Consider the following 20843-nt stretch of genomic DNA (forward strand, 5'->3'; position numbering starts at 1 on the left):
GGGTCTCCGGGTGAGCAGCCCCGCTCCGCATCAGTGCGACAGGTCCGCTCCGGTCGGCGGCGGCTCGGCTTCCAGTACCGCGAGTTCCTGGTCGGTGAGCAGCCGCGAGCGGATCAGGAACCGCACGCCTTCGGGCGCTTCCAGGGAGAATCCGCTGCCTCGGCCGGGCACCACGTCGACGGTGAGATGGGTGTGGCGCCAGTAGTCGTACTGGTCGGCGCTCATCCAGAACGGGGTGTCCGCCGCCGGATACCCGAGCAGCACGTCCGACGCGCCGACCCGGAACTCGCCGCGCGGATAGCACATCGGCGAGCTGCCGTCGCAGCAGCCGCCGGACTGATGGAACATCACCGGACCGTGCTGTTCGATCAGTCGGTGCAGCAGCGCTTCGGCGGCCCCGCTGAACTCGACGCGGTGGACCGGATCCGGCATCAGAAGAACCCGAGCTTGTCCGGCGAGTAGCTGACCAGCAAGTTCTTGGTCTGCTGGTAGTGATCGAGCATCATGCGGTGGTTCTCGCGTCCGATGCCTGATTTCTTGTAGCCGCCGAACGCGGCGTGCGCGGGGTAGGCGTGGTAGCAGTTGGTCCACACCCGGCCCGCCTTGATCTGGCGGCCCAGGCGGTAGGCGGCGTTGATGTCGCGAGTCCACACGCCCGCGCCCAGGCCGTAGAGGGTGTCGTTGGCGATCTTCAGCGCCTCGTCGGTGGAGTCGAACGTGGTCACCGACACCACCGGTCCGAAGATCTCTTCCTGGAAGATCCGCATGTCGTTGCGACCGGAGAAGATCGTCGGCTCGACGTAGTAGCCGCCGGGGAACTCCTCGACCTTGCGCGGACCGCCGCCGGTGAGTACCTCGGCGCCTTCCTGGCGGCCGATGTCGATGTAGGACATGATCTTCTCGAACTGGTCGTTGCTGGCCTGCGCGCCGATCATGGTGGCCTGGTCGAGCGGGTTGCCGCTGACGATGGACTTGGTCCGTTCGACGCACCGAGCGATGAACTCGTCGTAGATCGAGGAGTGGATCAGCGCGCGGGACGGACAGGTGCACACCTCGCCCTGATTGAGCGCGAACATCACGAAGCCCTCCACGGCCTTGTCCAGGAAGGCGTCGTCGTCGGCCATGATGTCGGGCAGGAAGATGTTGGGGCTCTTGCCGCCCAGCTCGAGGGTGACCGGGATGATGTTCTCGCTGGCGTACTGCATGATCAGCCTGCCGGTGGTGGTCTCGCCGGTGAAGGCGACCTTGGCCACGCGCGGGCTGGCGGCCAGCGGCTTGCCCGCCTCGACGCCGAAGCCGTTGACCACGTTCAGCACTCCGGGCGGCAGCAGGTCGGCGATCAACTCGACCACCTTCAGGATGGAGGCCGGGGTCTGTTCGGCGGGCTTGAGCACCACCGCGTTGCCCGCGGCCAGTGCGGGCGCGAGCTTCCAGGTGGCCATCAGGATCGGGAAGTTCCACGGGATGATCTGCCCGACCACGCCGAGCGGTTCGTGGAAGTGGTAGGCGATGGTGTCGGCGTCGATTTCGCTGATCCCGCCTTCCTGGGCGCGGACCGCCCCGGCGAAGTAGCGGAAGTGATCGACCGCCAGCGGCAGGTCGGCGGCCAGCGTCTCGCGCACCGGCTTGCCGTTCTCCCAGGTCTCGGCGACCGCGAGCGCCTCGAGGTTGTCCTCGATCCGGTCGGCGATCTTGTTGAGGATGTTGGCTCGTTCCGTCGTCGACGTCGCGCCCCACGCGTCGGCCGCCCGGTGCGCGGCGTCCAGGGCCAGGTCGATGTCGGCGGCCGAGGACCGCGCGACCTCGCAGAACGTCTGGCCGTCCACCGGCGAGGGATTCTCGAAGTAGCGGCCCTCCACCGGGGCGGTCCACTCACCGCCGATGAAGTTGTCGTAGCGCGCGGCGAATTCGACGACGCTGCCCTCGGTTCCCGGCTTCGCGTAGCTCATGGCGGGTGACTCCTCGCTGGTTGCGGACGTGATGCGCACGGCGGGTCGGCCGTGATGCGGGTCACTATGCCCCGCGAGGGTTGACGAAACGTTGAGGCGCGCGAACTCAGTCGCGCAGCGCGCCGTGCAACCGGGCGGTCGCGAGCGCGCGGCGACCGTCGCCCGGGGGAAGCAAGCGCAGCGCGTGTTCGTGGATCTCGATGTCGTACGGTGCGCGCTCGCCGTAACGCAGCGCGTGCTCGGCGTTTCCGCTGGACAGCACCGCGGTGCGCACCCCGACTTCCAGATACTCGCGCCACTGCACGATGCCCGGCGTGTCCGAGTCCGGCAGCAAGGGGCCGCGATACAGCTCCACCGCCGTGGCGGTGTCGCCCGCTTCGAGCGCCGCGAGCACGTCCACGGCGTCACACGACAGCGGGCTGACCAGCTGATAGACCCGGCTGGTGATGTCGCCGCCGGTGGCGCGCCGCAGGTAGGACATCTCCGATTTGAGCGTGCTCGCCCCGACCGGCCGGTCGCCGTACACCGCGAAGTGCAGGCGTTCGTGGGTGAAGCCCTCGGGCTCGAGCGCCAGCAGCGTCAGTATCTCCAGGTGCCTCGGGCGGAGCCGTACGGGCGCGCCGTCCCGGATCAGGCGGGCGGCGCCGAGGCAGGTCAGCCGGACCCCGGGCGCGGCCATCCGGTGGTGCAGCTTGGTCTCGATGGCGGTGACCAGGGTACGGGCGGTGGACAAGGCCAGCGGGTGGGCGCGGTCCCAGGTGGTGGACAGGTCGAGCACGCCGAGCTGGCGACCGTCCGCGGCGCGGATGGGCGCGCAGTAACAGACCCAGCCGTGCAGGGCGGCGACCAAGTGCTCGGCGGAGAACACGGTGTGCGGCCGTTCGGTGCGCAGCGCCAGCGACAGCGCGTTCGTGCCCATGTGCGCCTCGTCCCAGCGCCCGCCCGGCGCGAAGTTCACCTGTTCGGCGCGGCGGCGCATCACCGGACCGCCGCGCGACCACAGGATGGTCCCGGTCTCGTCGGTGATCGCCGCGACGTAGCCCGCGCCCTCGGTGATGTCGCGCAACTGCTCGGTCAGCTCGGAGACCGGTGTGCGCAAAGGGGATTCGGCCCAGCGGGCGGTGACGTCGGCCTCGGCGAGTGGTGCGTGTTCGCACGCCGGATCGACGGTGCGCAGCGACCGCAGCCACGATTGCGCCACTTCGCTGCGCAGCGCGGAATCGCCCTGCGGTGTCCCGGCGGGTATCCATCGGGACCACTCTTGTTCCAGTGCAGCGCGTTGCTGCGAGAGGGAACTGCGCTGTGCCATCTCGCGGATCCTGTGTCTTCGCTCCGATCGTCTCCGTGCCCTCCCATCATGCCCCAGCGCAGGGCCGGGCATCCCGTTTCGGCCGCACGGTCCACCGGGCTGGACGACGGCTGCCGACGGTCGGATCGCCGCGTTCGGCTCGGCTGGCGGTGAACGAGCGCGCGCCCAGGGAATCCCGGCGGCCCGACCGGCGATCGGTGTGCGGCCGTTTCGCGGCGGCCGCACACCGAACCGGCCGATTACGGCGTGGAGAAACCGATCAGCGCACCGATGCCCGCACCGATCGGGATGGTGACCAGCGCGCCGACCCCGCCGAGGAAGAAGCCGATCACGGCGCCGATCCCCGCGCCGATGAGAGCGCCGATCCCGGCGTTGTACTGCTTGCGGGCGAGCGTCTCGTCCTCGCCGACGAACTGGTTGAGACGCTCGTTGGTGGCCGGCGAGCCCACCGGCGTCACCGTGAGGGTGCGGCCGGCGTCGGTGATCGCCGGGGCCAGCCCGTGGGCCGCGCCGGAAGCCTGGAACGCCAGGGGCAAGGTCGCGACGACCTGTCCTGTTTCGCTCCGCAGCTCGACCGCCCTGGCGTCGGCCGTCAACGCGAAGGTGCCCGCGTCGAGGGTGGTGACCACCCCCGTTCCGTCGGCGCCGGGAGCCGAGGTGAAACCGATGCCCTGCTCGACACCGTGCACGCTGACCTGTGCAGGCGCCGCGGGCTGGGCGTGCGCGACGCCCGTCGCTATTCCGGTGGCCCCGACCGCGAGTAGGGCGGTTGCGGCGAATCTATTGACTCTCATCGTATTTCCCCACTTAGTCGTGTCGGCCACGAGTGCCGACGAATCCCCAAGATGCCGGTTCTCGGCCCCACCCATTCTGGCCGTAGCGGTATCCCGAAGCAATCGTTCTGCGAATTCCACGGAAAAATCCGTGCTGGGCTCGCGGCGGATACGCGCACGAATTATATGGGGAACGCGGTGTTTTGGATGATGCGAGTCGGCTGATTGCCACACAGATGCTATTGCTTTGCAGCGGTGCGAGATTCGATTCGAACATCGGAATATTCCCGCGAAAAGACAGTAGCAGAAACCGATTCGGTCGACAGTGGCACCCGGAGCGCTGCCAGGATGCTGGGTCGGTCATGCAACTGCACTCAGCCACCGCTTCCGGATGGATAGGCGTGGCCCCGACCGGGCCGCCGTCGTGGAGTATGCCGTGTGGTGGAGAGTATGCCGTGCCGAGATCGCCGCCGGAATCGGCGGATCGTCTCGAACGCGGTGGCAGGTGATTCCGGGTCACGCGCGCACGATGTCGCGACGAGGGCGCGGAGCCGGAATCACCTGGCCGACTGCGTGGGAGTGTTCCCGCTCAGAACGCGCTGCCGGAGCCGGGCAGCAGCCAGGCGATGCCGGGCCAGACGCCGAACGGGCTGCCCCAGTAGCCGAACGGGCTACCCCAGTATCCGTAGCCGCCCCACCCGCCGTAACCACCCCAACCGCCGTAGCCGCCGCGGCCCCACCCGCCGTGGCGGTGCCAGCCGCCGTGGATCTCCTCGGCCTGACTCGTCTGCGCCACGGTCGGCTGCGCCACGGCAGGTGCGGCGACCGCGGGCGCGGCGACCGCGGCGACCGGGGTCAGCGCGAGCGCGGCGACCATCGCCACCCGGACAACCGCTTGCCGGACGCGTCCGGTCTCGACGTCGTGAATCATCGGTGCTTCCTCACTTCGGTATGTCTTCCTCCGGTCGGTGACCGATTCGAAAGGTCATCGACCCAATCTCACCATCATGCATCGTACCGTTGAATAACGGCACACTCAATGTGGTTCGATCGTGCGAATACTCGCGGCACGCATGTCCACGCTCGTACCGCGCGCTCACGCTGGGTACCGTCGGGGCAGCGGACACTCGAGAGGAGTCGACTGATGGCGACCAGTGCCGACGTGCTGACCGACGCGTACGAGCGGATCCGGGAGGTGGTGCACGAAGCGGTGGACGGACTGGGGGAGGACATCCTCGCCCAGCGGATCGATGCGGGCGCCAACTCGATCGCGTGGCTGATCTGGCACCTGACCCGCGTGCAGGACGACCACATCGCCGATGTGGCAGGCCTCGAGCAGGTGTGGAGCGCCAAGGGCTGGTACGACCGCTTCGGTCTGCCCATCGACAAGGGCGCGACCGGCTACGGTGACCAGCCCGCCGACGTGGCGGTCGTCCGAGCGCCTGCCGAGTTGCTCACCGGGTACTACGACGCGGTGCACGAACAGACGCTGCGCTTCCTCCGGACGCTCGCGGACGGCGATCTGGACCGCGTCGTCGACATCCGATGGGATCCGCCGGTGACGCTGGGTGTGCGGCTGGTCAGCGTGATCTCCGACGATTTGCAGCACGCGGGCCAAGCGGCGTTTCTGCGCGGCGTGCTGGAACGGACGACCTGACCGGCACCGGGAAGTCGGCGGCCCGCGCACGGCCCGCGCCGTGCCGTAAGTTGATGCGCCACAAGCCGAATGTTCACAGAGAGTGCCGCCGTGGTCGTGAAGAGTGTTCTGGTCGGTGCCGCCGTGCTCCTTGTCGTGGGAGTCGTCGTGCTCACGGTGGTCGGCGCCCACTGGTACGTATGGCGGCGCCTCGTGCGGGACACGACCACGGCGGAGTCCCGCGCGCGGCGCGTCGGCACCGCCCTCCTGCTGGCGGGCCCGTTGCTGCTGTTGGGCACGGCGGTGGCGGAATTGGCGTCCGCTCCGTTCGCGATGATCCGGATCGTCGCCTGGCCCGGCTATCTGTGGGGCGCGTTGTTCGTGTACCTGCTGCTGGCGCTGGCGGTCGGCGAGCCGATTCGTGCCCTGGCGCTGCGCTGGTTCGATCGGGGCCGGGCGGAAGGGGAACCGAAGACTCCCGCGGAAACCGGACCCGCGCCGAAGTCGGCGGCGGGGACTGGGTCCGCGCCGGAATCGCCGGCGGGGACGGGATCTTCGCCGGTACCCCTGGCAGGAGTTGGTCCAGGACCGGACTTTTCGGCGGAAACCGGGTCGGGGCCGAAGTCGTCGGTGGGCGCTGGCCCGGAGTTGCTCGGTGCAGCCGAATCCGCGCCGGAATCCCAGGCAGGAACCGTGTCCCCGCCGCCTCGGGTCCCGCGCCGCGTCTTCGTCGCGCGGATGGTGAGCGGCGCCGCCGTCGTCGCCGCGGCGACCACCGTCGGCATCGGCGCCCACGGCGTGCTCGACGGACCCGGTGTCAAGCGCATCGCCGTGCCGCTGGCGAAATTGCCGCGCCGAGCGGACGGTTTCCGCATCGCGGTGGTCAGCGACGTGCATCTGGGCCCGATCCTGGGCCGCGGCTTCGCCGAACGCGTGGTGCGAACCGTCAACGACACCGGTCCCGACCTCATCGCGGTCGTCGGTGACCTGGTGGACGGCAGCGTCGAACACCTCCGCTCCGCCGTCGAACCGCTGGCCGGGCTGCGTGCCCGCCACGGCGCGTTCTTCGTGACCGGGAACCACGAGTACTTCTCCGGCGCCGAGCAGTGGGTGCGGCATGTCCAGGAACTCGGCATGCACCTGCTCGCGAACGCCCGCGTCGAGCTGCCCGGATTCGACCTGGCCGGCGTGAACGACGTGCAGGGCGAGCGAACCGGACAGGGCCCGGACTTCGGCAAGGCGCTCGGCGACCGCGACCGCACGCGCACCGCCGTACTGCTGGCGCACCAGCCCGTGCTGATCGAGGACGCGGTGGCGCACGGCGTCGATCTACAGCTGTCCGGCCACACCCACGGCGGCCAGCTCTGGCCCGGCAATTACCTTGCGGCACTGGCCAATCCGACCGTCGCCGGGTTGGAGCGGTACGGCGACACCCAGCTGTACGTCTCCAGGGGAGCCGGGGCATGGGGTCCGCCGGTGCGGGTCGGCGCCCCGTCGGACATCACCGTGGTGGAACTCGTGTCGCTGCAGGCCTGACCGCGTGGCCCGCCGTCAGCCGAACAAACCGCCCAGCACACCGCCGCTCTGGCCGGCTTCCTGCCCGCCGCCGGTGCCTCCGACGAAACCGCCCGGCGGCAGCTCCGACGGCTGCACGATGACGAAGCCGCGTCCGGAGAACGACAACGTCATCCCCTCGCCGGTGCTGCGGCCCATCAGCCTGCCCAGCCCGAACGAATCATTGCGTTTGATGCCCGTCTGCAGGCTCGACGACCAGGCCACCGCCGCCTGCGGATCGGCGTAGGTCGGCTGGTCGACGTTGAGCACCACGGGCGTGCCGTGCGTGGTGATGGCGATGCGGCCACGGCCGGTGAAGACACAGTTGAACAACCCGGCGTTGCTGGCGAACCCGGCGGCGCCCTGCACCATCCGGATGTCGTAACGCAGGCCGGAATCGAAGGCGAGCACGTTCGCGCCGTTGATGGTGAGGCCGTCGGTGCCGTCCAGGTCGATGGTGTGCACGTCGGCGGCGCCGTTGGCGACGAACAGGTCGCCACGCCCGGACACCTTCATCAGCGGCACGCCCTCACCGGTCAGCCGCTGCTGGATCGCCCGGCCGATCCCGCCCGCGCCGAGCGCGTGGAACTGCAGATCACCCTGGTAGGCGACCATTGATCCGGCGCGAGCCATGACCTCGCCGTTGACGGCCACCTTGATCATCTTGCCGCCCTGCTTCTGGATGCCCGCGCCGGTGACTTCGGCGTGGCTGGGGGCGAACAGTTCGCTCTGCATCGGCAGCGCTCCTTGCTGAGGTGAGGGCATCGGTGGTGGCGGCACCGCGGCGGCGGGTGCGGAATAGGACGGTTGCGGTGGATAGGCGGGCGGGGGCGGCGGCTGGTACGCCGGAGCCGGAGCAGGTTGGTACGCAGGGGGCGGCGCGGGTCGATATGCCGGTGGGGGAGTGGGCGCCGGGGCCGGCTCGTCATCGATGTTCACGCCGAAAGCCGTTGCGATACCGGCCAAGCCGTTGTCGTACCCTTGGCCGACCGCGCGCACTTTCCACCCGCCGCCGCGGCGATAGATCTCCACGCACACCACGGCGGTCTCGGTGCTCAACCCCGTCATCGGAAAGGCGAGCGTGCCCGACGAACCCGCGATGGTGGCGCGCAGCGAGCCCGCGGCGGCGAACGTGGGGGGACCGCTGCCGTCCAGGCTCGCGGTGACCACGACGCGGTCCACGTCACCTGGCAGCGCGCCGGTCTGGATGTCCACCACATCGCCCGCGCCTCGGCCGTGCCGGTAGGTGACGCCAGGGGCGACCGGTTGATTGAAGAACACGAAATCGGCGTCGGAGCGCACACGCCCCGCCGAGTTCAGCAACAGCGCCGATACGTCGACGGGAGCCGAGCAGGTGACGGTCACCGTCAGCCGGTCGCCGGGCGCGGGGCGGTTCTCACCGCGGGCGAGGTCGGTCACGGCAGGCCGTCCGATCCGCGGCGGCGTCCTCGGGTTGACATGCGATTCACGGGCTCCAGTGTGTCGTGCGCCCGCAACCAGCGCCACACACGTACCCGAACCGGGCATCTACCAGGTGTTTTCGTCGTCACGCAGGCTGCGACGGCCCCCGCGACCCGAAAGAGCCCGGCCGGGTCCGCCGGGCTCTCGCGGGGTCAGAGGACTTCGGCGTACATGGTGCCGTCGAGGATGCCGAATTCGACCTGTCCCGGGAACAGGGGCAGTGCGCCGGTGGCGTGCTTGCTGTGGTTGAGCGCGATCGTCTCGGTGGCCCACCGGTGCAACGGTTCGGGTAGCCGCAGAACCCGGTGGTCGGTGCAGCGAACGTAGGGATAGGTGATCTCGCCCGGCCGGGCGAGCGGGTTGTGGATGTCGAGCGAGGCGATGTCCAGGACCAGGCCGGTCTGCTTGGCGGAGGCGACGGTCGGTGGCTGCAGTTCGATGTCGTCCATGACCGAAGACGGTAGCTCGAAGGATGCCCAAAGCGGGTGATTCCCGCTGAATGTCCTTTGGATTTCATGGGGAGTGGGGGACGGCGAGGTTCATCGAATCGGGTGAACCCCACCGCTACCACCAGCGATCGCGGCAGGCTTGGGCGTGCCGGTGCCGCGCCGGAAGTCCCGGAGCCACCGGGACGGTGACGAGCCTAAGCGACGCTGAAGATTCGCGGGTGCGTTTCCGTCGAATCGGCAGGAGTTGCCGACGGGCCCGCATCCGGTGGCGACCGGTCGGTAACCGCCGTCGGAATGTCCGGTTTCCGGCAGTGCGGCTTAGTATGCCTGCGGCGTGAAACAAGCTGTGCGCGTTGCGTATCCGGCACGGCTGCGTGCTGTTCTGTTTACTTCAGGAGGGTTGGAAGACGTGCTCTATGTAGTCATCGCGGCCATTGTCGTGGCATTGCTGGCCGTGTCGGCCGTGGCGATGGTGTGGGATCCGCGCCGTAGTGCGGAGTCGGACGAATACGACTACGAGTACGACATGAACGAGGACGACGCCTCGGCGGACGAGTACGCCCGCCAGCGCGGTGTCGAATGGCCGCGCAAGCAGAGCGTCTGATCGACGGGAACGGCCGCCCTACCGGCGGTGGCGTGGCGCCCAGCCGAATGTGGCTGGGCGCCTTTTCCGGTCACGCCACGGTGAAGTCGCGCCAGGACGCGTGCAGGCCCTGCCCGCGCAGCGACGTGCTGCGCCCGTCTTCGATCGGATGCAGGGTGATGATGCCGAAACCGATCTGAACCGTCTCCGGCAGTTGAGCCGCGCGCGCGACGTACACCGGAGCATCGTCGACGTACCAGCCCGCGGTGCCCGCGGCCCGGTCGATGGTGACGGCGTAACGGTGGAACTCGCCGGGCTTGATGCCGACCCCGGCCAGGGGCGCGTGCACCACGTGGGTGAAAGCCTCTTCCGCCGGGACGACGCCCGGCACGAACAGCCGTTCGTGGATGGCGTACGCCTGCCTGCTGGTCGCGATCAGGTCGAAGACCTGGGCGCTGCTCATGTCGAGGACGTTGAACGCCGCGAAGCCGTCCCGGTAGTCCTCGCCGGTGGCGCCGATGTTCTCCGCCGCCATCTCCACCGCGAAGGTCCGCGGTCCGCCGGTGAGATCGAAGGTTTCGGTCGACACCAGCAGATGCTTCGGGTTGTCCAGGATCTGCACCTCGGCATGGGATCGGGTGAAGGCGTCGATCCGGACCGACACGGCGCCATCGCCGACCTCGGTGCGTGCCGCCGGGTCGGCGTAGCGCCAAGCCTGGTCCGGCCCGAGCGGCACTTCGAGGAAGCGCCACCGGTCTTCGCGTAGATCCGGTCCGCTCAGGTCGTCGTATGTCATCGCGGCAGTTACCTTTCAGCCGTTTCGTTCGGTGGGATCCGATAGGTCGTCCTCGGTCGCCCGGCGGCGCAGGGGGGTCACGACACCGTTCGACGATCCGGACTTGTAGCCGACACCGCCGAGCAGCAGACGTTCCTCCGTCAGCCGCGGTCGCAGCGCGGGGCCCATCGGCCACCAGTCGTCGAGTTCGACCAGACCGGGCTCGATCAGTTCCAGATCGCCGAAGTACGAGGCGATCTGCTCCCGGGTGCGGTACCAGCCGGAGCCCAGACCCATCTCGGTGAAACGCCGTTGCAGCTCGATGGCCATCTCGTGCGCCTCGCCGCCGTCGGCGGGATCGTAGAAATGCGTGATCGCGACATAGGATCCGGCGGGCAGCGCATCGATGTACTGGCGCATGATCCCCGCCGGATCGAGATCGTCGTCGACGTGATGCAGGATGCCGCAGAGGATCAGCGCCAGTGGGCGGGTGAGGTCGAGGTGCTTGGTGACCTCGGAGTGCGCCAGCAGGGTTTTCGGCGCGGTCAGATCCGCGGGCACGAAGTGAGTGAACTCGTTGCGCTCGAGCAGCACGCGGCCGTGGATGTTGCACACCGGATCGTTGTCGACGTACACCACGCGCGCCGCGGGATTCTGCTGTTGCGCGATCTCGTGCGTGTTGCCGACCGTCGGCAGACCGGCCCCGATGTCGAGGAATTGGTCGATGCCGACGGTGCCGGCCAGGTAACGCACCACGCGGTGCAGCCAGCGGCGGTTCATGCGGGCCACATCGCTCTGCCGCGGCGCGACTTCGGCGACCCGGTCGCGCACGTAGCGGTCGACTTCGTAGTTGTCCTTGCCACCGAGGGTGGCGTCGTAGACGCGGGCGATGCTCGCGCGTGTCGTGTCCACGCCTACCGGCGCGCGGACACCGGTCTGGGGAGCGGGATCGGACATGGAGACCTCTCTCTAGTTTCCGTCGCCTGGCTCACCAGCCTAGGGACCGCCGAATCGGCGAGCAATCCGGGCGGATGCGTTCGGCCAGTGCTGATTTCATGGACCGATGGCGGGCGTGCCGAGCGCGACCGAGTAGGGGAACCGGTCGGTATTCATTGCTCGCGCGAGGCCACTCGGGACGCGCCGGGCCGGTGCAGCACCCGTCCGGGCAGCCACCCGCCCTGGACATGCGTCACGCGCCACCAGTCGATGTGCACCTCCACCGCCTCGACAGGCGTGGACAAGAACGGCTCGATCTGCGGCTCCTTTCGTAACAACGCCCGGAACGTCTCCTCCCGCTCGCTCGCTCCGGTGCGGACCACGGCCGTGCCGAGGCCTTGGGCGAACGGGTCGAAGAATCCGTCCGGGACGACCTTGACGCCGATGCTGGAATTGGCGCGCAGACCCTCCAGCGTCCGTCCGCCCGACTCGAGCACGAGCGTCAAGCGGAACGGATCGCCGTCCAGTTCGGCGAAGAACGCGTTCGAGCACCAGTTCACGCCCGCCTTCGACGTGGCGAGGTCGATGCTGGTGCAGCCGAGGACGCCGGTCAGCTTGTCCTGGATGTCCTGATCGGTGATCTGCGCGTCGTGCGATGTCATGTCGGGCTCCGGAGTGGGGGACGGGTTCAGGTTCTGCGGCCGACGCCGCCGAGCATGAGACGTTCATCGGGCCACGGCGTGCGCAGCGCGGGGCCGCCGGGCCACCATTCGTGCAGTTCCACCAGTCCCGGTGGAACCATCTCCAGACCGTCGAAGAATGCCTGGATCTCCGCGCGGGTGCGCCACCGGCCGGTGCCGAGGCCTCCGTCGTGCAGCGCCCGTTCGGCCAGTCTCGCGACTGCGTGCAACTGTTGGTTCTCGGCGGCCGGATCGAAGAAGTGGCTGATCATCACGTAGGATCCCGGGGCGAGGCGATCGATGTACCGCCGCATGATTCCCGCGGGGTCCCGGTGGTCGTCGACGTGATGCAAGGTGCCGCACTGCATCAGCAGCACCGGCCGGGTCAGGTCGAGGTAGCCGTTGACCGCCGGATCGTCCATGACCTCGTCCGGCCGGGTCAGATCCAGGTCGAGGAAGTGGGTGCGTTCGTTGGCTTCCAGCAGCTTCCGCCCGCGCGCGGCGCAGATCGGGTCGTTGTCCACGTAGACCACCGCGACCTCGGCGCCGAGTTCCTGCGCGACCTCGTGGGTGTTCTTCTGCGTGGGCAGTCCGCTGCCCAGATCGAGGACCTGGTCGACGCCCGCCGACCGCGTGACATACCGGACCACCCGCTCGAGCCAGCGCCGATTCGCGGCGCCGACCTCGTCCTGGTGCGGCACCGCCCTCTTCAAGTGCTGGTACACCTGCCGGTCGGACTCGAACCAGTCCGTCCCGCCGAGGGCGTAGTCGTACACCCGTGCGATACTGGGTATCTCCGGGTCCACCCCCGCCAGGCGGGTCGATCCCTCTGCCGACGTCATGGCGCTCCTCCTCCGCGTGGCCACCGTCGGGGGCGACTCTACGCACAGCCGTCCCGGCTCGCCCGGGAATCCGGTCAGGATATTGCGTTGGCGCTCTTGTGAATCCGAACGTGCGCACCCGATTCGCGGCACGCGCTCGCGTCTGGGCCGGTGTCCGGGTACGGCCGAGTAGGATCGTCAGCCGACGTTCCGACAGCTGTGATGGTGGAGGCACTACGCCGCGCGGTCTAACCCCCGATCGGCCGGAGGCATGCATGACCAACGACGAGGACAGTGGTGACAACGCCGAATTCCCTGCGGCAGAACGGGGTCCGACGGTGCTGCGGATCGCGCTCGGCAGCCGCTTGCGTCAGCTGCGCGAGGGCTGCGGGATCAGCAGGGAGGCCGCGGGCGACGCGATCCGAGGATCGCACGCCAAGATCAGCCGCCTGGAGCTGGGCCGGACCGGGTTCAAGGAACGCGATCTGCACGACCTGCTGAGCCTCTACGGCGTTGTCGACCCCGCTGAACGCGAAACGTACTTGGAACTGGCTCGGCGGGCCAACGACCCGGGGTGGTGGCAGCACTACAGCGATCTGCTCCCGGCGTGGTTCGAGACCTACATCGGCCTCGAACAGGCCGCCACCACGATCCGAACCTATGAGGCGCAGTTCGTCCCCGGGCTGCTGCAGACGGCCGATTACGCGCGCGCGGTGATCCAGCTCGGCAACACCGACGAGACCGAACGCCGCGTCGCCATCCGCATGCGCCGCCAGCAGATCCTCTACCGGGCCTCCGCGCCCACGCTATGGGCGGTCATCGACGAGAACGCGCTACGCAGACCCGTCGGCGGCGTGGAGGTGCTGCGTGAACAGATCGAGCATCTGGTCACCATGGCCGACCGTCCCAGTATCCGGCTCCAAGTGCTGCCGTACGCGGCGGGCGGGCACTCCGCCGCGGGCGGTCCGTTCAGCATCCTTCGGTTCCCCGAGCCCGAACTGGCCGACATCGTCTACACCGAGCAGCTCACCAGCTCTCTGTATTTCGACAAGCAGCGCGATGTCGAGCTGTACATGTCGGTGATGAACCGGATCAGCGTGGAGGCGCTGTCCCCGGCCGAGAGCGTGCGCTTCCTGCGCGAGTTGCTCACCGAGATGGACTCGGGCGAATAGGACGCGATCGCTCGCGCGGGAAATTTGCCGAGGGCGTAATCCGTGACCGGGGAACCGCCGAGGCGCCCTGTCGGTAGCGCATTGGGGCGGTGTGTTCGAAAACTGGTCGGTCGGCTCGATCCGGGCGCGGTGCGGCGGAGTGTGAAGGCTCCGAATCGAATCCTCGTCCTGTGGTGTGAAAACCGTTGGCGTCAGCGGTAACTCGACCAAACACGAAGCTGTATGAGGTAACAGTTCGATATCGCGGCTTGGTGACCGATATCCATCCGTTATCGGCCGGGCGGCGTTCACCTCGATTTTCGAGGATTTCGGATCCGGTGGCGCGAATGCACATGCACGCGCGCATGTACGTACCGATGGACGATCACCGATGCGACGCGGCCGCTGTGATGTGGCAGTATCCCTGTCGAGGTCGGGGTCTGAGGATCGGCTCGGGCACTGGCTGGTTCGGCCGCGGCGGCCCCAACGCGAGTTGGGGTCGCCGGCGGAGCCGTCGCGAACCGCTCCGATGTCCGGATTGCCGAGAGTTCACGGTGTCAGCACGATCCGGATCGGATTGCCCTCCTTGTTCTCCAACGCGTGGACCGCTCTCTCCGCTTCGGACAGGGGCAGCACGGCACTCACCGACGCGGCGAAATCGAGCCGATGCGCGCGGCGCAAGCGCACGAGTTCGAGCACGTGATCGGGTTCGGAGCCGTAATGTCCGCGCAGCTGTTGTTGCCGGAAACTGAAGATGGTGCCGTTCGTGATCGTGATGGGCTTGTCGGTGAGTCCGACCAGCACCAGACGCCCCTCGTCGGCGAGGCATCCGACGGCTTGTTCGCGGACCGGAGCGAAGCCGGCGAAGTCGAACGCGGCATCCAGTCCGGCTCCTGCGGTGGCGTCGTACACCTTCTTCGGCAGTTCCGGGTCGGACGGATCGAGGACGAGGTCCGCTCCGAAGTCGAGCGCGCGCTGCCGGGCGGCGGGCAAGGGATCGACCGCGATGATCGGAGCGGCGCCGATCATCCGGAGCAACTGGACCCCGTGCGCGCCGAGCCCGCCCACACCCCACACGCCGGCCGACTCCGCGGCCCGCACCTGACCGGTACGGGTGATGGCGGCCCAGGGCGTCGATACCGCGTCGGGGATGAAACAAGCCTGTTCGAACGGAAGGTCGTCCGGAATCGGCACCACGGTATCCACGGCGGCCAGTGCGTATTCCGCCCAGCCGCCGTCGTAGTCGACGCCGCGGGTGTAGGTCTTGCCGTCGCGGATCTCGCCCGCCTGCAACAGCACCCGGTCGCCCGGCTGCGGACCGTGCACCTCGGGCCCGAGGCTGTGCACCCGCCCCGCGACCTCGTGTCCGAGGGTGACCGCGTCACCGGCCAGGTACATCGGCGACAGCACGCCCTCGATGAGGTGGACGTCCGAGAGGCAGACACCGGCGGCCGCCACCTCGATCAGTACCTGACCCGGTCCCGGGGTCGGCACCGGCACGTCCTCCAAGCGGAATCGGTGCCCGTCGGCGGCACGCGGAAACAGTCGTCCAGCAAGCATGGTTCCCACTCCTCAGCAGGCCGATCGGTTGATGTGCGCGCCGCGCGTCCCAGGGCGATCGGCTAGGGCATCCATGTGAGGCGGCCGCCCTCGAAATCCTGGGCCTTCCCGTTCTCGAAGTCGTACTCGTCGCTGGTGGGGTAGCCGTATCGCCCCGCTTCGCCGCCCGCGGCCTCCCAGTTCTCGCGGATGGATCCCCAGACGACATGGGCGCCGGTACGCGGGGCGTAATAGATGGCGCCGCCCCCGAACAGGTTGTATCGGCCGTTGCCCGCGCGGGCGGGGGATTCATCGGTGATGGGGAACCCGAGCGGGCTGCTCTCCCAGCCGTAGGAACCCCACTTGTCGCGGATCACGCCGCCGATCTGATGCGCGGCCGTGCCGAGTGACCAGTAGATCGAGCCGTTCTGGAAGACGCTGTAGCTGCCCGGCTTCGACGGTGTCGCCGCTTCCCGCGTCACGGGGTAGCCGAGCGCTCCGCCCTCGTAACCGAGATTGCCCCATTTGTCGCGAATGGCCCCACCGACCTGATGGGCGCCGGTGTCGGGGTGCCAGTAGATGGACGAGCCACGCTCGAACGCTTGGTAGCGGCCACCGCGGGCAGCGGAGTCCTCGGGGGTGACCGGGTCGCCGAAGAACCCGGGGCCACCGGCCTGGTCGTACTCGACTTCGATCGCCCCGCCGACGTCGTAGGGGCCGACCGGGCGCGCCGTCGCATCGGGTGCGATGCCGGCGAGCAGGATGCCGAGCGCGGCGGCGATGGCGAGTGCGCCGCGGGTGCGCGAGCGGTTCGGGCGACGGTGCCGTGCCAAAGTGAACTCCTGTGCATCTCGGGTGGGTGCGGGATGGAGCTGAAGCTGTGGTCGGCGTGCGGAGATCAAAGTACCTCGCCGCGTCGCGATGTGGAGCGATACGAGCTACTCGAATGGCCTGGTGTCGCGTGGCGCGGTGGTCCGCGGCCATCCGACTCGTGCATGGCTACGAACAAACAGTCGGTGCTACCGTGCCCACGGTCGCACCTTCTCGGATACGACGCCGCCGGGGCAGGGTGCTCGCACTCCTGGCCCGGCGGTGTTTCGAACGGAAAATTCTGTCGCGCAGCGGAAGTCGACCACCGTCAGCGTAAGACGTTCGCCGCCTCGGCGGCGATGGTGGCGGCGACCGCGCCGAGGGCGGGGGAGTCCAGGCGCCACTGCTGCCAGTACAGCGGAACATCGATGACGACGCCGGGATCGATCGAGACCAGACGTCCGTCGGCTCGGTGGTCGCTGGTCTGCATTTCGGGGAGCATGCCCCAGCCGAGCCCGAGCCGGACCGCCTCGGCGAAACCCGTGGATGACGGCACGTAGTGGCGTGGCGGATCCAGCGGTTTGCGACTGCGCCTGCGCAGCAGGCGATCTTGCAGGTCGTCTTTGCGGTCGAACAGCACGACCGGAGCCGCGGCGTAGGACTTCGCCGTCGCGCCGTCGGCGAACCAGGTGGCCGCGAATTCCGGGCTCGCCATCGGCCGGTAGCGAATCGCCCCGAGCCGATCGACCTTACAGCCCTGCACCGGCTGGGCCGTCGAGGTGATCGCCGCCATCACGGTGCCGTCGCGCAGCAGTCGCGTGGTGTGTTCCTCGTCTTCGCGGTGGATCTCGAAGCACACGCCGCGCGGTGCGCGGGCGAGCGCGGGCAGCACCCAGGTCTCCAGCGAGTCGGCGTTGACCGCGATCGGCACCCGGATCGGGCCGTCGGCGGGTTCGCCGCCGAGTTCGCGCGCGGTGTCGCCCGTCAGCAACTGGATCTGCCTGGCCAATCGGAGTACGGCCAGCCCGGATTCGGTGGCGCGCACCGGTTTCGTGCGCTGCACCAGAATCCGGCCCGCGGCATCCTCCAGCGCCTTGATCCGCTGACTGATCGCCGACGGTGTGACACTCAGCCGCCGTGCCGCGGCGTCGAACGTCCCCTCGGTGATCACGGCGTCGAGTGCGCGGAGCTGGTCGAGCTGGAGATCCATATTAAGAAACTCTAATGATAGATAAGAATCTTTAGCTTGCCTGGGTATGATCCGCGGCCTTAGCGTCGCTGGACGTGAGCGTTTCCTCGGTGGTGGCGGCGGCCGCGTCCGGCCTGGGCTTCGGCCTGTCGTTGATCGTGGCGATCGGTGCGCAGAACGCGTTCGTGCTGCGGCAAGGGATCAGTGGCAGACACGTGCTCGCGGTGGTCACGGTGTGCGCGGTGTCCGACATCGTGCTGATCGCGGCCGGGGTCGGCGGGTTCGGCGTGCTCGTGCAGTCGGCCCCGGGGGTGCTCGTGGTGGCGCGTTACGCCGGTGCTGCGTTCCTGATCGGCTACGCGGTGCTGGCGGCCCGGCGGGCGTTCGGCTCCGCCGCGCTGAGCGCCGAATCCGGGCGGACCACCGCGGCGCTCGGCGCCACGGTGGCCACCGCTCTGGCGCTGACCTGGCTCAACCCGCACGTCTACCTGGACACGGTGGTGTTGCTCGGCTCCCTCGCCAGCACGTACGCGAGCCCGGATCGCTGGTTCCTCGGCGCGGGGGCGATGCTGGCCAGCGTGTTGTGGTTCACCGCGCTGGGCTTCGGCGCGCGCCTGCTCGGCCCGTTGTTCGCCCGCCCGCGCGCGTGGCGCGTGCTCGATTCGGTGATCGCGACGGTGCTGCTCGTCCTCGGGCTGGGACTGTTGTTCACCGGGTGAAGGCCGGGATCACAACTGCTCCTTGATCTTCGCGGCGAACTCGTAGCCTGCCTGCCACTCCGGGCCGGGAAGGGCGAGGACGAGGCGCGCCGCGCCCGCCTCCGCGTAGGCGGACAGTTGCTCGGCCGCCCGTCCGGGATCGGCGGCCAGCGGGGGCGCGACGACCGTCACCGCGAGGGGCGGACGGCCGTATTCCGCGGCGAGTGCGGTCAACTCGGCTACGTGCGCGCCGATCTCCTGCGGCTCGAGTCCGATGGCGACCCAGCCTTCGGCATAGGCGGCGGCGCGGCGGCGCGCCCGTTCGGCGTCGCCCGCGACGAGCACCGGCGGCATGGTCGCACCGGGTGCCAAGGCGACCTCGGTGCCGTCCGGGAGGACGACCGGCCGCCCGGCGACCAGATCGGGCAGCACCCGCAGCGCCTCGTCCGTGCGGCGGCCGCGCTCGGCGAAGGACGCCCCCGCGGCACGCCATCCGACATCCCCGTGTGCCGGGTTGCCGGTGCCCACACCGAGGATCAGCCGGTCGCCGGAGACGTACTGCAGCGTGGCGATCTGCTTCGCGGCCCAGGCGACCGGCCGCAAGGCCAGCAGCATCACGCCGTACCCGATGCGAATGCGGTCGGTCGCGGCGGCGGCGGTGGCCAGCACCACGGTGCTGTCCAGCATCGGCGCGCTGGCCACGAGATGATCGGTGGCCCATACCGAATCCAGGCCGCTCGCTTCGGCCAGGCGGGCGGCGGCTCGCACGTCGCCGAGGATGGGTTTCGCGGGGTCCGGCGTCGAGGTGGGCAGGATGATGCCGATTTCCAAGGTCATGTTTCCGACGCTACGAACACCCCGTGGCCGAGCCAATGTTCCGCTCGCTCGAGTCGATATCCCGGACGCTCACATCGATTCGGCTGCCGTGTAGCGAGTTCGGCGACCACCGCCGGTGCGGGCCGTTGGCGGGCACGGATGGCGGCGGACGGCGCCCTGGTCCTGGGGCGGGAATCGCCGTGGTGGTGGTCGCCGGACACGATCGGGCACGGGCGGGTGGCGCCCGCGCCTGCGGCTAGGGTGGGCGCATGGTCGAGTCGACGCGAATCGTGCTTGCTTCCCGGCCGGTGGGTGCGCCCACCGCGGAGAATTTCCGGACCGAGACCGTGGAACTCCCCGCCCCGGCCGAGGGCGAAGTTCTGCTGCGCACCCTGTATCTGTCGCTCGATCCGTACATGCGGGGCCGGATGAGTTCGGCGAAGTCCTACGCCGATCCGGTCGAGATCGGCGCGGTGATGGTCGGCGCGACCGTGGCCGAAGTGCTCGAATCCCGCGACCCCTCGCTGGCCGAAGGCGATGTGGTGCTGGCCTATTCGGGGTGGCAGTCCCACGACGTCGCCCCGGCGCGCGGGTTGCGCAAACTCGACCCGGGCAAGGCTCCGGTCTCGACCGCCCTCGGCGTGCTCGGCATGCCGGGCTTCACGGCCTACGCGGGGCTGCGCAAGATCGGCAAACCCCAGCCCGGCGAGACGCTCGTGGTCGCCGCGGCCACCGGACCGGTGGGCTCGGCCGTCGGCCAGATCGCCAAGATCGACGGCGCCCGCGCGGTGGGCATCGCGGGCGGTCCGCGCAAGGTGGCCTATCTGAACGAACTCGGCTTCGACGTCGCGCTCGACCACCGCGCCCCCGATTTCGCCGAGCAGTTGGCGGCGGCGGTCCCCGACGGCATCGATGTCTATTTCGAGAACGTCGGCGGAGCGGTGGCGGACGCGGTGTACCCGCTGTTGAACACCTACGCGCGCGTGCCCGTGTGCGGGCTGATCGCCAACTACAACGCCACCGGCGCCCCGGAGGGCCCGGACCGGCTGCCGGCCTTCTACGGCCGGATCCTGACCAAGAGCCTCACGGTGCGCGGGTTCATCCAGAGCGAATTCGTCCGCGAGTTGTACCCCGATTTCCTGCGCGAGATGGGCGAGTGGGTCGCCGACGGCCGCGTGCGGTACCTCGAGGACGTCGTATCCGGCTTGTCCGCCGCCCCGGAAGCGTTCATCGGCATGCTGGAGGGCCGCAACTTCGGCAAGCTGGTCGTCCGCGTCGCCGACTGATCAGCTCGCCGCCGCGCCGCCGCCGATGCCGAGGTAGACCACCATCAGCACGAACAGGAACCAGCCCGCGCCCTGCCAGATGGGCCAGGTCCGGCCGCGCCGCCACTGCACGTAGGTTTCGACGAAGGCGCCGATGCCGCCGATCAGCAGGACCACCGCCGGTCCCAGCACCACGGCGACCTGCGCGGCGGTATCGCACAGCAGCTTGTCCTCGTCCGCGCACTCGCGCTGCGCGGCCCACAGCACGGCCAGGAGGAAGACCAGCGCGGCGGTGGCGAGCACCGAAGCGACGTAGGTCGCGGCGCGGCGGAACCCGCGCGGATCGCGCCAGCGTTTCTCGACGTCCTCGACCATGTCCACCACCTCGCCGTCCGCGGCCGCCGGTTCCTCCGACGTGATTGCCGAACGACGGCGGCTCAAACGCCGTC

General features: G+C 69.1%; 22 protein-coding genes. 6 read left to right on the forward strand and 16 right to left on the reverse strand.

What is annotated here, in order from left to right:
• Positions 1-30: 30 nt before the first annotated feature.
• The 5 genes from ON21_RS11050 to ON21_RS11070 form a co-directional block, all read right to left on the reverse strand.
• A complete protein-coding gene (locus tag ON21_RS11050; RefSeq protein WP_039797665.1) occupies positions 31-432 on the reverse strand; it encodes a DUF779 domain-containing protein in 402 nt (133 codons plus the stop codon).
• A complete protein-coding gene (exaC, locus tag ON21_RS11055; protein ID WP_039797667.1) occupies positions 432-1949 on the reverse strand; it encodes an acetaldehyde dehydrogenase ExaC in 1518 nt (505 codons plus the stop codon). The genes ON21_RS11050 and exaC overlap by 1 nt, the downstream gene beginning before the upstream one ends.
• Before the next feature lie 106 nt (positions 1950-2055).
• The gene (locus tag ON21_RS11060) at positions 2056-3258 is read right to left on the reverse strand and encodes a helix-turn-helix domain-containing protein (RefSeq protein WP_063821049.1); all 1203 of its coding nucleotides are present in this window, start codon (positions 3256-3258) and stop codon (positions 2056-2058) included.
• A 239-nt stretch (positions 3259-3497) separates the two neighbouring features.
• A complete protein-coding gene (locus tag ON21_RS11065) occupies positions 3498-4052 on the reverse strand; it encodes a DUF8020 domain-containing protein (protein WP_039797669.1) in 555 nt (184 codons plus the stop codon).
• Between the two features lie 568 nt (positions 4053-4620).
• Positions 4621-4962, reverse strand: coding sequence for a hypothetical protein (locus ON21_RS11070; protein WP_039797671.1), 342 nt, complete (start codon positions 4960-4962; stop codon positions 4621-4623).
• Positions 4963-5175: 213 nt separating this feature from the next.
• On the opposite strand from ON21_RS11070, the gene ON21_RS11075 reads away from it, so the two are divergent.
• Positions 5176-5688: a mycothiol transferase gene (locus ON21_RS11075; protein ID WP_039797673.1), complete on the forward strand. Its 513-nt coding sequence runs from the start codon at positions 5176-5178 to the stop codon at positions 5686-5688.
• Positions 5689-5778: 90 nt separating this feature from the next.
• Positions 5779-7203, forward strand: a complete 1425-nt coding sequence (locus ON21_RS11080) for a metallophosphoesterase (RefSeq protein WP_245562542.1) — start codon at positions 5779-5781, stop codon at positions 7201-7203.
• Between the two features lie 15 nt (positions 7204-7218).
• Here the strand turns inward: ON21_RS11080 and ON21_RS11085 are convergent, their stop codons facing one another.
• On the reverse strand, positions 7219-8640 hold the full coding sequence (locus ON21_RS11085) for an AIM24 family protein (RefSeq protein WP_039797675.1): 1422 nt from the start codon (positions 8638-8640) through the stop codon (positions 7219-7221).
• A gap of 194 nt (positions 8641-8834) precedes the next feature.
• The gene (locus ON21_RS11090; protein WP_039797677.1) at positions 8835-9131 is read right to left on the reverse strand and encodes a hypothetical protein; all 297 of its coding nucleotides are present in this window, start codon (positions 9129-9131) and stop codon (positions 8835-8837) included.
• Positions 9132-9465: 334 nt separating this feature from the next.
• On the opposite strand from ON21_RS11090, the gene ON21_RS11095 reads away from it, so the two are divergent.
• Positions 9466-9735, forward strand: a complete 270-nt coding sequence (locus ON21_RS11095) for a hypothetical protein (RefSeq protein WP_218004063.1) — start codon at positions 9466-9468, stop codon at positions 9733-9735.
• A 70-nt stretch (positions 9736-9805) separates the two neighbouring features.
• Here the strand turns inward: ON21_RS11095 and ON21_RS11100 are convergent, their stop codons facing one another.
• The 4 genes from ON21_RS11100 to ON21_RS11115 all read right to left on the reverse strand — a co-directional run bounded on the left by ON21_RS11100 (position 9806) and on the right by ON21_RS11115 (position 12947).
• On the reverse strand, positions 9806-10510 hold the full coding sequence (locus ON21_RS11100; RefSeq protein WP_039797679.1) for a DUF6081 family protein: 705 nt from the start codon (positions 10508-10510) through the stop codon (positions 9806-9808).
• A 15-nt stretch (positions 10511-10525) separates the two neighbouring features.
• Positions 10526-11446, reverse strand: coding sequence for an SAM-dependent methyltransferase (locus ON21_RS11105; protein WP_083880547.1), 921 nt, complete (start codon positions 11444-11446; stop codon positions 10526-10528).
• Positions 11447-11598: 152 nt separating this feature from the next.
• On the reverse strand, positions 11599-12087 hold the full coding sequence (locus tag ON21_RS11110) for a hypothetical protein (RefSeq protein WP_051020682.1): 489 nt from the start codon (positions 12085-12087) through the stop codon (positions 11599-11601).
• 26 nt (positions 12088-12113) lie between these two features.
• On the reverse strand, positions 12114-12947 hold the full coding sequence (locus tag ON21_RS11115; RefSeq protein WP_039797680.1) for an SAM-dependent methyltransferase: 834 nt from the start codon (positions 12945-12947) through the stop codon (positions 12114-12116).
• A 254-nt stretch (positions 12948-13201) separates the two neighbouring features.
• Here ON21_RS11115 and ON21_RS11120 point away from each other — a divergent pair, with 254 nt between their 5' ends.
• Complete coding sequence (locus ON21_RS11120) at positions 13202-14098, forward strand: Sco1979 family transcriptional regulator (protein ID WP_051020683.1); 897 nt, start codon at positions 13202-13204, stop codon at positions 14096-14098.
• A 528-nt stretch (positions 14099-14626) separates the two neighbouring features.
• On the opposite strand, the gene ON21_RS11125 is transcribed toward ON21_RS11120, so the two are convergent.
• From ON21_RS11125 to ON21_RS11135, 3 genes are all read right to left on the reverse strand, one after another.
• Entirely contained in the window at positions 14627-15637 is a 1011-nt protein-coding gene (locus ON21_RS11125) for a zinc-binding dehydrogenase (protein WP_051020684.1), read from the reverse strand.
• A gap of 62 nt (positions 15638-15699) precedes the next feature.
• Positions 15700-16449: an LGFP repeat-containing protein gene (locus ON21_RS11130; protein WP_083880548.1), complete on the reverse strand. Its 750-nt coding sequence runs from the start codon at positions 16447-16449 to the stop codon at positions 15700-15702.
• Positions 16450-16754: 305 nt separating this feature from the next.
• On the reverse strand, positions 16755-17636 hold the full coding sequence (locus tag ON21_RS11135) for a LysR family transcriptional regulator ArgP (protein WP_039797681.1): 882 nt from the start codon (positions 17634-17636) through the stop codon (positions 16755-16757).
• A gap of 74 nt (positions 17637-17710) precedes the next feature.
• Here ON21_RS11135 and ON21_RS11140 point away from each other — a divergent pair, with 74 nt between their 5' ends.
• Positions 17711-18334: a LysE/ArgO family amino acid transporter gene (locus ON21_RS11140; RefSeq protein ID WP_245562543.1), complete on the forward strand. Its 624-nt coding sequence runs from the start codon at positions 17711-17713 to the stop codon at positions 18332-18334.
• A gap of 9 nt (positions 18335-18343) precedes the next feature.
• Here the strand turns inward: ON21_RS11140 and ON21_RS11145 are convergent, their stop codons facing one another.
• Complete coding sequence (locus tag ON21_RS11145) at positions 18344-19150, reverse strand: LLM class flavin-dependent oxidoreductase (RefSeq protein ID WP_039797684.1); 807 nt, start codon at positions 19148-19150, stop codon at positions 18344-18346.
• A 248-nt stretch (positions 19151-19398) separates the two neighbouring features.
• Here ON21_RS11145 and curA point away from each other — a divergent pair, with 248 nt between their 5' ends.
• Positions 19399-20415, forward strand: coding sequence for an NADPH-dependent curcumin/dihydrocurcumin reductase (gene curA, locus ON21_RS11150; RefSeq protein WP_039797686.1), 1017 nt, complete (start codon positions 19399-19401; stop codon positions 20413-20415).
• On the opposite strand, the gene ON21_RS11155 is transcribed toward curA, so the two are convergent.
• Positions 20416-20843: hypothetical protein (locus tag ON21_RS11155; RefSeq protein ID WP_306307695.1), on the reverse strand; the 428-nt coding region annotated here is incomplete at its 5' end.

The sequence above is a fragment of the Nocardia araoensis NBRC 100135 genome, from assembly GCF_000308435.1.
In the GTDB taxonomy this organism is placed as follows: Bacteria; Actinomycetota; Actinomycetes; order Mycobacteriales; family Mycobacteriaceae; genus Nocardia; species Nocardia araoensis.

What these genes read in the sequence shown, in the direction of transcription:
- ON21_RS11050 (WP_039797665.1), bottom strand. Translation starts at nt 432, where the DNA reads ATGCCGGATCCGGTCCACCGCGTCGAGTTCAGCGGGGCCGCCGAAGCG.
- exaC (WP_039797667.1), bottom strand. Translation starts at nt 1,949, where the DNA reads ATGAGCTACGCGAAGCCGGGAACCGAGGGCAGCGTCGTCGAATTCGCC.
- ON21_RS11060 (WP_063821049.1), bottom strand. Translation starts at nt 3,258, where the DNA reads ATGGCACAGCGCAGTTCCCTCTCGCAGCAACGCGCTGCACTGGAACAA.
- ON21_RS11065 (WP_039797669.1), bottom strand. Translation starts at nt 4,052, where the DNA reads ATGAGAGTCAATAGATTCGCCGCAACCGCCCTACTCGCGGTCGGGGCC.
- ON21_RS11070 (WP_039797671.1), bottom strand. Translation starts at nt 4,962, where the DNA reads ATGATTCACGACGTCGAGACCGGACGCGTCCGGCAAGCGGTTGTCCGG.
- ON21_RS11075 (WP_039797673.1), top strand. Translation starts at nt 5,176, where the DNA reads ATGGCGACCAGTGCCGACGTGCTGACCGACGCGTACGAGCGGATCCGG.
- ON21_RS11090 (WP_039797677.1), bottom strand. Translation starts at nt 9,131, where the DNA reads ATGGACGACATCGAACTGCAGCCACCGACCGTCGCCTCCGCCAAGCAG.
- ON21_RS11100 (WP_039797679.1), bottom strand. Translation starts at nt 10,510, where the DNA reads ATGACATACGACGACCTGAGCGGACCGGATCTACGCGAAGACCGGTGG.
- ON21_RS11105 (WP_083880547.1), bottom strand. Translation starts at nt 11,446, where the DNA reads ATGTCCGATCCCGCTCCCCAGACCGGTGTCCGCGCGCCGGTAGGCGTG.
- ON21_RS11110 (WP_051020682.1), bottom strand. Translation starts at nt 12,087, where the DNA reads ATGACATCGCACGACGCGCAGATCACCGATCAGGACATCCAGGACAAG.
- ON21_RS11115 (WP_039797680.1), bottom strand. Translation starts at nt 12,947, where the DNA reads ATGACGTCGGCAGAGGGATCGACCCGCCTGGCGGGGGTGGACCCGGAG.
- ON21_RS11120 (WP_051020683.1), top strand. Translation starts at nt 13,202, where the DNA reads ATGACCAACGACGAGGACAGTGGTGACAACGCCGAATTCCCTGCGGCA.
- ON21_RS11125 (WP_051020684.1), bottom strand. Translation starts at nt 15,637, where the DNA reads ATGCTTGCTGGACGACTGTTTCCGCGTGCCGCCGACGGGCACCGATTC.
- ON21_RS11135 (WP_039797681.1), bottom strand. Translation starts at nt 17,636, where the DNA reads ATGGATCTCCAGCTCGACCAGCTCCGCGCACTCGACGCCGTGATCACC.
- ON21_RS11145 (WP_039797684.1), bottom strand. Translation starts at nt 19,150, where the DNA reads ATGACCTTGGAAATCGGCATCATCCTGCCCACCTCGACGCCGGACCCC.
- curA (WP_039797686.1), top strand. Translation starts at nt 19,399, where the DNA reads ATGGTCGAGTCGACGCGAATCGTGCTTGCTTCCCGGCCGGTGGGTGCG.